9 protein-coding genes are annotated in these 10,904 nt (G+C 56.2%); 1 reads left to right on the forward strand and 8 read right to left on the reverse strand.

What is annotated here, in order from left to right; genetic code table 11:
* Positions 1-217 precede the first annotated feature (217 nt).
* The 8 genes from IEX64_RS23365 to IEX64_RS23400 form a co-directional block, all read right to left on the reverse strand.
* A complete protein-coding gene (locus IEX64_RS23365; RefSeq protein ID WP_188823785.1) occupies positions 218-3,250 on the reverse strand; it encodes a type I restriction endonuclease subunit R in 3,033 nt (1,010 codons plus the stop codon).
* Entirely contained in the window at positions 3,247-3,870 is a 624-nt protein-coding gene (locus IEX64_RS23370; RefSeq protein WP_188823787.1) for an HNH endonuclease family protein, read from the reverse strand. Before IEX64_RS23370 ends, IEX64_RS23365 begins: the two co-directional genes overlap by 4 nt.
* Positions 3,867-5,189, reverse strand: coding sequence for an AAA family ATPase (locus IEX64_RS23375; RefSeq protein ID WP_188823789.1), 1,323 nt, complete (start codon positions 5,187-5,189; stop codon positions 3,867-3,869). The genes IEX64_RS23370 and IEX64_RS23375 overlap by 4 nt, the downstream gene beginning before the upstream one ends.
* On the reverse strand, positions 5,186-6,448 hold the full coding sequence (locus tag IEX64_RS23380; RefSeq protein WP_188823791.1) for a restriction endonuclease subunit S: 1,263 nt from the start codon (positions 6,446-6,448) through the stop codon (positions 5,186-5,188). The genes IEX64_RS23375 and IEX64_RS23380 overlap by 4 nt, the downstream gene beginning before the upstream one ends.
* Entirely contained in the window at positions 6,445-8,445 is a 2,001-nt protein-coding gene (locus IEX64_RS23385) for a type I restriction-modification system subunit M (RefSeq protein WP_188823793.1), read from the reverse strand. The genes IEX64_RS23380 and IEX64_RS23385 overlap by 4 nt, the downstream gene beginning before the upstream one ends.
* Positions 8,445-8,618: a type II toxin-antitoxin system Phd/YefM family antitoxin gene (locus IEX64_RS23390; protein ID WP_188823795.1), complete on the reverse strand. Its 174-nt coding sequence runs from the start codon at positions 8,616-8,618 to the stop codon at positions 8,445-8,447. Before IEX64_RS23390 ends, IEX64_RS23385 begins: the two co-directional genes overlap by 1 nt.
* A gap of 202 nt (positions 8,619-8,820) precedes the next feature.
* A complete protein-coding gene (locus IEX64_RS23395) occupies positions 8,821-9,204 on the reverse strand; it encodes a hypothetical protein (protein ID WP_188823797.1) in 384 nt (127 codons plus the stop codon).
* Positions 9,191-10,228 carry a DNA N-6-adenine-methyltransferase gene (locus tag IEX64_RS23400; RefSeq protein ID WP_188823799.1) on the reverse strand — a complete coding sequence of 346 codons (1,038 nt, stop codon included), beginning with the start codon at positions 10,226-10,228 and terminating at the stop codon, positions 9,191-9,193. The genes IEX64_RS23395 and IEX64_RS23400 overlap by 14 nt, the downstream gene beginning before the upstream one ends.
* 473 nt (positions 10,229-10,701) lie before the next feature.
* On the opposite strand from IEX64_RS23400, the gene IEX64_RS24575 reads away from it, so the two are divergent.
* Positions 10,702-10,904 (forward strand): hypothetical protein (locus tag IEX64_RS24575; RefSeq protein WP_229710702.1); only part of this gene is annotated, 203 nt, incomplete at its 3' end.

Genomic DNA, 10,904 nt, shown 5'->3' on the forward strand with positions numbered 1-10,904 from the left:
ATTTCTGGATAATCGGCCCCTCGTCGGAATGGCGGACATCTGGCGTGCCAATGTCAAGGCCGCGCAATTGGTCGGCGTAAAACTCAACCAATGCCGTAGCCGCACGGGCACACAATTGATGTCCCGCGAATCCCGTGGTGTATCGCAACCACACAGCTAGTTCACGATTTGCTGCCTGCCGCATCGTAACACCCTCGGCAATTCGATCATATCGGGCCTATTCATGTGATTTCCGCAGCTTAGAGTATGCCTCGGTCGCAAGCCAATTTGTGACCAGCCCTTGGAAGGCCTTGTCATTCATGAACCGTGCGAAAATCTCTTCATTCTGATCCATGCGCTCAACAAACAACGCTTCAAGCAAGTTCTTGAACAACAGCTCGAATTTTTCACCTGGGTTCGCAATGGCCGCTTGCTGCAAATTGGCTTCCGCCATCGCGGCCTCGACAATCTGATCGAAGAACAGCTGGTCGGCATTGTTGAAATCGGTGCCAAAGCGGTCGTTCACGACATCAATCAACCGGGATAGGGGAACCTCCTCCTCCCGCGCTACCTTCGAGCCGACAGAGGATGGCCCGTCGAGTTTATTGGCAGTCCCCTCGGAGAGGCTTATAGAACCCTCGCTGACCTTCTGAAGGCGATAGTAATCGAGCCTGACCTCGTCATCGAACTGGTAGGAAGGGCTGCCGCCCTTCTTTGGTAGCTTCGAGGCCAGATGGCGCAGGAAGACGTACAACTTCTCCAGATCTGAGTCCTGATATGGAATGATCTGACTCAGAAAGCCGTAGAGACTGCCAAATGCCAGGATCTTTCCGCGCAACACCTCGGTTTCAGCCGGATCGGTTTTCGCAAGATCAGAGAATTTGGACACTGGCCGATCGATAATGGCATTCATTTTTTGGTGTTCGGCTGGGCTCTGCTTCAACTTCGGCTTGAAATATACTTCTGAAAAAAGTTCGACATCATGCAGGGCGTATATGCCGCTTGAATCCAGTTCGCCCTTGATCTGATACATTCTGTTTGGGTCGACTTCTTCGCCGATCTCTGCACCTTCGTAGTACGTCTTGAAGGCCTCCTGGATCTCGCTCCGGTCGTTCACGAAATCGAGGATGAACGTGTCTTCCTTGAAAGGGTGTGTGCGATTCAGGCGCGACAGGGTCTGGACGGCCTGGATGCCTGACAGACGCCTGTCGACATACATCGTGTGGAGAAGCGGCTGGTCAAATCCGGTCTGATATTTCTCTGCGACTAGTAGAACCTGATATTCGGACGTGGCGAAGACGTCGGGCAGTTCCTTTTCACGGACACCAAGATTCATTGCCTCCTCGGTGTAGGTCACATCGGGCAGCTTGTCGTCGGCCACCGCACCAGAGAATGCGACTAGCGATTTGAGCGCATACCCCCTCGCCTTGATGTAAGCGTCAAAGCTCTGCTTGTACCGTACTGCTTCCAGCCGCGAGCCGGTTACGACCATAGCTTTGGCGCGGCCGCCAACCTTGTGCTGGGTGGCTGCATGAAAGTGCTCGACCATAACTTCGGTTTTCTGGGCGATATTGTGCGGATGCAGCTTCAGGAAGCGCGCCAACGCCAGCGCCGCCTTTTTCCTGACGACATTCGGGTCGTCGTCACTAGCCTTCAACAGTCGAAAATAGGTGGCGTAGGTGGTGTAGTGCTTGAGGACATCGAGGATGAAGCCCTCCTCGATGGCCTGGCGCATGGTGTAGCGGTGGGCCGGTTTTCCGCCAACGCCAAACACCGCCAATGTCTTGTGCTTCGGCGTCGCAGTAAATGCGAAGAAGCTGATATTTGCCTGACGACCGCGCTTCGCCATGCTGCGGAACAGCTCGTCCTCGCCGACACTATCGTTCTCTGCCATGTAGCGCTGCGCCTCTTCGCGCAGCCGCTGCCCGCCGAGAACTTCTTTCAGGTCGGTTGCCGCTTCACCGCCCTGTGAGCTGTGCGCCTCATCGATGATAACGGCAAAATTCCGGGACTTTAGCACCCCGTCACCATCGTCCCCGCGCTCCTCAGCCAGCCGGATCAGCTGGCGCGAGACGAACGGGAACTTCTGCAAGGTCGTGATGATGATCGGCACCGAGCTCTCGAGCGCTTCCGCCAGCTGCCGGGAATTGTCGTCGATCTTCTGCACCACCCCGTGCTTGTGCTCGAACTGGTAGATCGTGTCCTGCAACTGCTTGTCGAGCACCACCCGATCGGTGATGACGATAACACTGTCGAACACCCGGTCATTGGCGCTGTCGTGCAGCGATGCAAGGCGATGGGTAAGCCAGCCAATGGTGTTGCTCTTACCGCTGCCCGCCGAATGCTCGATGAGATAATTGCGGCCTGGGCCTTCAGACTTGGCCCGCGCAACCAGATCTCGGACGGCCTCGAGCTGATGGTAGCGCGGGAAGATCAGGGTTTCCTTCTTGACCTTCCTGCCTGCGTCGTCGCGCTTTTCTTCCACTTGCAAATGGATGAACCGGGCCAGCAGATCTAGCAGGCTGTCGCGCTGCAGCACTTCTTCCCAGAGGTAGGCCGTGCGATAGCTCCTGCCCTTCTGGTCAGGAGGATTGCCTGCGCCGCCCTCATCGCCGCGATTGAAGGGCAGGAAGTGCGTAGCTGGGCCAGCCAATCGAGTTGTCATGAAGACCGCATCGGTATCTACGGCGAAATGTGCGAGAATCCGCCGCTTGAATTCGAAAATCGGTTCGCGCGGATCGCGGTCGCGGCGGTACTGGCGAATTGCATCTTCGACGGTCGATCCCGTCATCGCGTTTTTCAGCTCGACCGAGATCACCGGAATGCCGTTGACGCTCAGCACGAGGTCGAGCTCGTTGTCGTTGTTAAGCGAGTAGCGAAGCTGGCGGGTGACGCTGACGATGTTGGCGGCGTATCGTGCCTCCAGTTCGGCATTTAGATCGTGTGCAGCCTTGAAGGTCGCGACGCGCAGCGTCTTTCCATAGCACTTGAAGCCGTGTCGGAGCGTAGCAAGGGAGCCGTTGGCATCTATCCATTTTACCAGATCGGCCAACACCTGGGCGCGGGTTTTCTCGCCGTGCAAAGCTTCCAACGCTTTCCATTCTCGAGGCTGGGTTACGCGGATGAAGTCGATGACGGGATCAGGGAACAGCGCGGACGAACGGTCGAACGTGTCGGATAGCAGGGCAGTGTACCCGGTTGCCAAAAGAGCGCTCTCGATCACGGTCTCGAAAGCACCTTCCGTATGGCGGGCGGAACTTACCTTGGTCATGCTGCCAGCTTTCGTTTCAAAAACCAGACGGCGACAGGACTATATGGCTCAAGATTCCCTATGCCAGCTTCATACTGGTTCACTTTAGCTCTGACCTTGCCCTGATTTGGCTTTTTCATCTGCCACCATTTAATGAGGCCGTCGAGCACACCCTTGCGGCGATTCTTTAGCGTTGCGATGTTAAGGCCAAGTATGGCGTTTAATTGGTCATTAAAGTCCTGATCGTCAGAGTAAATCTCTCCGTTGTTTCGATACTTGAGACGTGCTTCTATCGCATGGGCAGGTGTCGCAGGATTCCACTTCAAATCCCGGTCATCTTTCAGCTTATCACAGTGGTACTGATCCGCACTCCCACCTTCTCCACCCCTGCAGGCTGCCAACAAGTTCGCATATACCAGCCTTTGTTCTGGGTATCCTGATTGGCTCTGCCAGTGTTCGATTCGCATACTCAGCGCATCTGCGGCGATTGGCGACATGCAGTAACAGCAAAGTCCGCGTTGCTCGGACACCAAAGCTAACCGAAGCACGGGCTTCCCACCGTAGTTAGCATAATCAGTGGGGTCCTGTGCGCGATGTTGGGTGAGACAGGCAGGTTCATTGCCCTTAGCGATGGCCCTCATTCCCCACCCTCTTCGAGGAAATCGAGGAGTAGTTTAGCTCGGACGACCTCGGGATCACTTTCACCGATCTCCTCGGCCAGCTTCGTCAACGCCTCGCGGGCATCTTTGGTGTTTTCGGCGTCGATCAACCTCGCAATCGATGCCAACCGCTCTTCAACGCGGGCATTGCGTGGAGCTGTGTTCATCAGCTCTTCCAGAACTCGGCTGGAATCAACCCCAAATGAGTGCGACGGTACGAATACATTGTCCCCATCGATCATCTGGATTTGCTCGTGGGCCACTTCGCCAATTACTTGGGGGGAATGGGTTGTTGCGATGAACTGGCAGTTGGGGAATGTCCGGGTCAGATCGCCTACAATTTTCCGTTGCCACTGCGGATGGAGATGCAGGTCAATCTCGTCGATCAAGATTACCGCCTCAGCCTCCCGCATCGGATCATCGAGGGTCGGATTGGCCTGGGTCAGGCGGCGAGCAATGTCGAGGATCAGCACCAAGACGCTTCGCTCACCATCCGACAGTTGACGGATGTCGAGCGTGGCACCGTCGTAATCGATAAGAATGCGCGGCGGCCCCTCCTCACTCGGGCGCAAGTTCGAGAATTGCGGCAAAAAGGTCGAGACAGCCTCTTCGAGCAACTCAACTGCGCGACGAGCAGGAGGATGTTCAGCCGCTTGGACACGTTGGGCGCGCATTCGTTCAGCGGTTTGCACTATGCTGAGCATCGAATTGCGAAGGGCGTTAAAGTAGGCGGGATACTTGGCCGCCACAGTCTTCGAGCCCTCGATGTCACGCTCCGTCAGCATTGATCGTCGGGTCGAGAAGTGCATGACGAGAGGTGCGCTCTTCTCTTTGGCGGCCCAGCCTTTCATGTCGGAAACTGAGGGGCTGAACAGTGCTGGTTCGGGGGAACTTAGAGTTTCCGCTAGCTCCCGCATGAGAGTCCGACGCCGGTCGCTGGGGCGCTCGATTTCGAGGATTTCACGCCGCAAACGTTCGATATTGGCCGGGTCGTCCCGCGCCACGGATTCCCGCCACTCACGCAAAGTGAAACGGCACTCGTGGCCATCCAACGAGAAATAGAGCGTGGCATCGGCGAATGGAGAACCGAAGCGGATGTCTTCTGCATCAAATCCGAACGGATTGATCCGGATACCTTGAACCTGCCGGTGGATATGCGAGGCGCAAGCGCGGATTGTGTCAAGCACAGTGCTCTTGCCTGCGCCGTTGATCCCGGCGATCAGGTTGAATTGAGGGTTGAAGGTGAATTCGGCAAACTCAAATCCGCGAAGGTTGAACAGCGAAAGGCTGGTGATCTTCATGCGGCCTCCGGAATATCTATCTGGCCGGTGACGGCGGCGGCGATCAGGGCGCTGCGGCGTTCCTTCAGAATGCCGATGGAGCGTTCGGTTGCGGTTGCTAGCTTGTCGATTTTCACGCGCTCTTCGGCGATGCTGGCAACGATCTGTTCTTGCTCGTCAAGCGGCGGCACGGGGATGCCAAGCGCTCCCAGAACACCTGTTTCGAGCTTCTTGGTCCCATGGGCAGATGAGTCTGCCTGATCAACAAGGTATTGCGTCGCCCCTTCCAACACGGCTTTCAGAAAGCGAGGGCTGATCCGTTCGTCACAGCGCAAGGCCTTCATGTCTTGATTGATCGTGACCGGAACGTTGTTGATTGCGGTAGGGAAGCTGTGGGCCAAGATCATCCCCCGAACCACAACAAGAACGGCATCTTCGTCGATCATCTTTAGGGCACTGTTGGCCAAAGCCTGCTCTGAGACATGGTCTTCGGCGTCGGTGATAAAGTCACGCTTCATGTCCTTGGGCGAAACCCACGGAATTTTGCCGTTCCAATATTCCTCCTTCTTGGTGTCGGGTGTCGCGCCGCCCATGAACGTAACCAGAAAGCGCAGCGGGACCGATGCCCAATGCGCCGGAATATCGCCGAGCCAGTCTATGCCGGAGGGGCGCAAGGGGGCGGAGCGGTCCAACCCACGCATGACCGCTTCCGCCGCCAGCGTCCGCCGCTTTTCGGCCAGCAAGCCCAGCAGCTTCTGCTTTGCTTCGATCAGGGTGTCGATTTGCGCGACATTTTCATTCAGAAATCCGGCAATTGAGTTTTGAACGTGGATGGGAGGATGCGGAACGCGTAGCGACTTAAGGTCATCCGTACTTAGCTCCATGAATGTTGAGCCACGGCCTAAAATTTGCAGATAGGCGGTGTTCGCATTTAGCCAGTGAAAATAGAATTGGGGGTCAACTCCCGATCCTGGCTCAAGCAAGAAGCACCCTTGATTGGAGCATAGTTCGACCTCTGCTACGGCAAGTTGGCCGATTGGAGCGCGTTTGGTGAGAACGATCGTTTCGGGCGGCGATAATCGCGCGCTACAACTCCTCAAGCCGTCATCCGTGATGCGGCGCTTCGTACCGACTATCTTCCCGTCTTTCGCCGCGCTGACATCTTCAGGCGTGACCCAAAAGATATCACCGTCCCAGTAATCGGGATTGCCACTTTCCGGCGTCGCGCCGCTTCCGATTGAAAACAGATGCCGAATGGCGATGTTCGGAAACGCGCTCACTCCGTCACCTCCTTCAGAAGGCGCAAGATTTCCTCTTCTGCTTGCTTCAGTTCTGCATCGATCACCGCCAGCGGCCGGGGCGGGGTGAACTTGTAGAAGTGGCGGTTGAAGTTGATTTCGTAACCTACCTTGTCCTTGCTCCGGTCCATCCAGGCATCGGGCACGTGGGGCAGGACCTCGCGCGCGAAGAAGGCGTCGATATCGACCTTGAGCGGGATGTTCTCGAAATCGCGCAGATCGGGATCGGGCTCGAACCCCTTGCCCTTTCGCACCTCTTTTGCGGCGACATCCTTAGCGGTGAACACGCTGCGAAACAGTTTTTGGTCGGCTGCTTTCCACTTTGACCCGCGCTTTTTTAGCAAGCGATCAATGGCAGCGGATACCGAGTTCCAGTCAAATTGCAGTTCGCGCCCGAGTTCCTTGTCGATCGCCTGGATATCATCGAGCAGGTGTGGTGCCGCATCGAGGAAGCGCGCCTTGTCTTCCACCGTCATCTGGTAACGCAAGCGCAAGGGGCGCTCGACCGTGACGCGAGTATAGCCGAAATCGTCATTGTCGAAGACCTTCGACTGCTCGCCTTGGGAAAACTGACCATAGCGGCGAACGATGTCGGCAATCTGATCCGGCTCGTCCGGACGGTCATCGCCCTCAAGCGCAGGCCCTTCGCCAATCTTGCGCCGCTTGTCGCCCTGGCTGCGGCGCATGGGAATCCAGGTGTCGCGCGCGTCGACCAGCTGGATCTTGCCCTTGCGGGCCTTTGCCTTCCGGTTGGTGACGATCCAAATGTAGGTGCCAATGCCAGTGTTGTAGAACATCTGCTCCGGCAAGGCGATGATCGCCTCCAGCATGTCCCCTTCGATGATCCACTTGCGGATGTTGCTTTCGCCGCCGCCAGCGCCACCGGTGAACAAGGGCGAACCGCTGAAGACGATCGCCGCGCGTGAGCCAAACTTATTGCTTGCAGGGTCAACGACTTCAAACTTTGAGATCATGTGCTGAAGGAACAGCAAAGACCCATCGTTTACCCGTGGCAGGCCGGCATGAAAGCGGCCGGAGTTGCCGCGCTCATGCTCCGCCACGATGTCCTTTTGCTGCTTCTTCCAATCCACTCCAAACGGCGGATTGGCGATGAAATAGTCAAATTTATGGCCCTCGAACTTGTCATCGGTGAAGGTGTCGCCAAACTGGATGTTCTCGCCATGCCCGTTGTGGTCAACCTGCTTCATCAGCATGTCAGACGCGGCAGTGGCGAAAGCTCGCTTGTTGTAGTCCTGGCCGTAGACATAAAGCTTCGCAGCAGCTCCGCGGCTGCGCATATAGGACTGCGCCTCAGCCAGCATTCCGCCCGTGCCGCACGCTGGGTCGAGCATCGTTTTCACAGCGGCGGATTGCTGGAACAGCGCATCATCCTCAATGAACAAGAGATCGACCATCAGCGTGATGACCTCACGTGGCGTAAAGTGATCGCCTGCCGTCTCGTTGGCTAGTTCATTGAATCGCCGGATCAGGTTCTCGAAAAGAAGCCCCATCTGGTCATTCTTGACCTTGTTAGGGTGTAGATCGACGCCAGCAATCTCCTTCACGATCAGGAACAGGATGCCTGCCTCGTGCATCCGCTCAATCTCGGCAGTGAACTCGAAATACTCGAAGATCTTCCGGACGTTTGCGGAAAAGCCATTTATGTAGGCTTGCAGGTGCTGGTTGATGTTGTCCGGATCGCCGAGCAGCTTCCTGAAATCATATGGTGCGCGGTTGTGGAAGCGATGGCCAGCTACCTGGTTCAGTTTGCTATCGAGCGCATCGCCCTGAATCTTGCCGCCCTCGCGACGCTTGGCCTCGGCCACGACCGCTTCTTTCGTATCGGCCAGAACGCAATCGAAGCGACGTAGGACGACCAACGGCAACATGACGCGTTCGTACTGCGGCGGGCGATAGGGGCCGCGCAGCAGGTTGGCAATTTCCCAGATCAGGTTGGAAAGGTCAGTATGCGTGGCCATCAGGCGTTTGTTCCGTTCTTTTCGCTTTGGGCCGAAAGGCGCTGATATTCCTCCACCGATAGAACGACGACGACAGGTCTGCCGTATTTGTCGATGGACACAGGCGCGGCCCGTGCCAGATCGATCAGTCGACCAAAGCCGTTCTTGGCGTCGCGCGCCGACATATGCTGCATAAGCCCCCCTAAGTTGGAGCTATTTTAGCCATGATAGCCTGAAAAGAAAACGCATTTTCGTAAGGTGCACGGGGTGTTCTGGCCGTCTGTGAGTGCCCCACCAACCCGGCTACCCACAGGGTCCTGCCGATGGGCGACCGGGAGGGGGTGGAGACGCAAATTTGCATTTAGCGAATTGCCGAACATTTTCTCAGCAGCGAGATTAAACCGATGAAATCTCGGCCGATGCCCGATTTTCGACGACCCGTGCGCAACGCTGAAGGTGGTCCGGCGCAGGGATATGATTGATCTCCACAGCGGTGGTGCCGCCACCATTCTCACCCACACCTTCCAGGCATGCAACGATGCGCCGATCGAGCCGATCGTATACGACTCCATCTCCTGCACCGTTGAGCTCCATCCGATCAACGATCAGCATACAAGTGGCATCGACGGCTTCCTGGAGTTTGTTGAAATATCGCTGAAAGACCATGGGATCGTCTTCCACGTGCGAAATGTAGCGATACTCTTCAATCGGCCATTCGTCATGATGGGTTTTTGTAGAAATGCTCTCCATTTTTTTAGTGTCAGCGCTATCGATAATCATTGTGGGTCTGTTTCCTTGGTGAAATTGAAGCCCGTTCAGAGGGCAGGGCTATATCTACCAAATCCGATCTGCCCAGTTCGATTTCATTTTTTGCAACCGTCATTTTTTTGGAACGATGCCTTGCGCCATCACGAGCGATCCAAACGCACGAACACAATCTCTCGAAATGGGCCAATTCGCTGGTATTCGCCCCCCAGATCACCACCATCAACGGAAACGGTGCGCGGGTAGCGCGATCTTGCTGACCTTCGCCACGGGAGAAGTGAAAGCGACCTCGAAGCAAAGCGATGTCGCAAACTTTCGAGAGCCGATCGTGGAAGTAATTTCCATCCGTTCGGGCGGGGACGAGCGCGACCACGATTTCGACCTTCCCGGCGCTCCACATCTCGTCTGCTCGCTGTAGCCATGAAATGGCGCGCGAAAAGGGCGGGTTCACAAAGGCCAGTCGCCCGGACCAGTCATCCCTGAGGCCGTCTCCACCGTCTTGAAGGGTTATCAGTCTTCGCGCCCGAACTGGGCTCTCCGGATGCGCGCAGGGGTCAATATCGATCGAACCCCAGATCTGGTCGAGAACATCTAGGAAATGCTCGGGTGTGAAGCGTTTGTCGCGCTCAGCCGAGTTGATGGGAATCAGTGGGATCATCTGTGGCTTGCGCCGCCTCATGGCCTTCGTTCCCAGGAAGCCAAGGACTTTCATTAGCGAGGCTACAGACCCTCGACCGCCTTCGAGCGCGCTAACCGTTGTGCGCGTTACACCAGCGCGATCTGCTAGATCAGCTTTCGAAAGCCTCAAATTTCTGCGCCTATTTCCGATCTGCTCTGATAACGTCTTGCCGCGCGCGAGACCGACGAGATGGTAATCGAGCGCGACCATCATGCGCAGCAAGAGGCTGAACGACCCGACGCCTGCTTCTATGCGCATTATGGCCTGCCGATCGACGCCGAGGGCCTTGGCAAGCTCCGCTTGGGTCTGGCCTCGCTCGCGTCGTGCACTCGCGATATCATTGATCAGGATGTGCTGCATAAAAGCATCAGATATTGCTCACAAAAACCTCGCAGTTCGATCCCCGGCGGCCATCGTCAAGAGATAGCTGAGCAGAGTTCGCATTTCGTGCACACGAATTTGAAATAGCAGAACCCTTGATTGCGCCCTGATGTCATTTGCCATGACGAGGATGCGACGGCCCCTTTACGGTTCGACGCCGCCCCGCCAGCCTCTGCATACGCCAGCGCCGGGTCTCGGGCGGCTTCCGCAGCCGACTTCGAAAAAAGATGCAGGCCGGTGTCGATTCATATTGATTCGACCACCCCCGATTCGGGTAAATAGCGTCATCCGATGAATTGATCGGCCCCGCAGTACATCCATTCAGGCTGCAACGAAAAAAAGCGCGTGAAGTCATCGACTCTCACGACGGGTTCGTTCGCCTGAATGATGTTCTGGCGTAGGGGAGGTCAAAACTTAGGATGTAAACTCTATGAGGACACTTCAGAATTACTATGTTTTCTTATATCTCAACTATGTCGAACAATGGTTCCCCACCATTGCTGACCAAGACTATCCAAAGGATCAACGGGGAGTGGGTCAAGTCCGCCTACGACAATGCCTACCTGTTCGCTTGCAGCTGGAGACCCGCAAAAACCGGGTTGGGCAAGGCTTGGGAGCCTGACGACGGAGATGCCGATGCTGCCGGACGCTGTGG

Origin of the sequence: Novosphingobium indicum (assembly GCF_014645195.1) — a bacterium.
Lineage (GTDB): Bacteria > Pseudomonadota > Alphaproteobacteria > Sphingomonadales > Sphingomonadaceae > Novosphingobium > Novosphingobium indicum.

Excerpts from the sequence above, each read along its gene's own strand:
- IEX64_RS23365 (WP_188823785.1), bottom strand. The coding sequence starts at position 3,250 with ATGACCAAGGTAAGTTCCGCCCGCCATACGGAAGGTGCTTTCGAGACC.
- IEX64_RS23395 (WP_188823797.1), bottom strand. The coding sequence starts at position 9,204 with ATGATTATCGATAGCGCTGACACTAAAAAAATGGAGAGCATTTCTACA.
- IEX64_RS23385 (WP_188823793.1), bottom strand. The coding sequence starts at position 8,445 with ATGGCCACGCATACTGACCTTTCCAACCTGATCTGGGAAATTGCCAAC.
- IEX64_RS23390 (WP_188823795.1), bottom strand. The coding sequence starts at position 8,618 with ATGCAGCATATGTCGGCGCGCGACGCCAAGAACGGCTTTGGTCGACTG.
- IEX64_RS23400 (WP_188823799.1), bottom strand. The coding sequence starts at position 10,228 with ATGCAGCACATCCTGATCAATGATATCGCGAGTGCACGACGCGAGCGA.
- IEX64_RS23375 (WP_188823789.1), bottom strand. The coding sequence starts at position 5,189 with ATGAAGATCACCAGCCTTTCGCTGTTCAACCTTCGCGGATTTGAGTTT.
- IEX64_RS23370 (WP_188823787.1), bottom strand. The coding sequence starts at position 3,870 with ATGAGGGCCATCGCTAAGGGCAATGAACCTGCCTGTCTCACCCAACAT.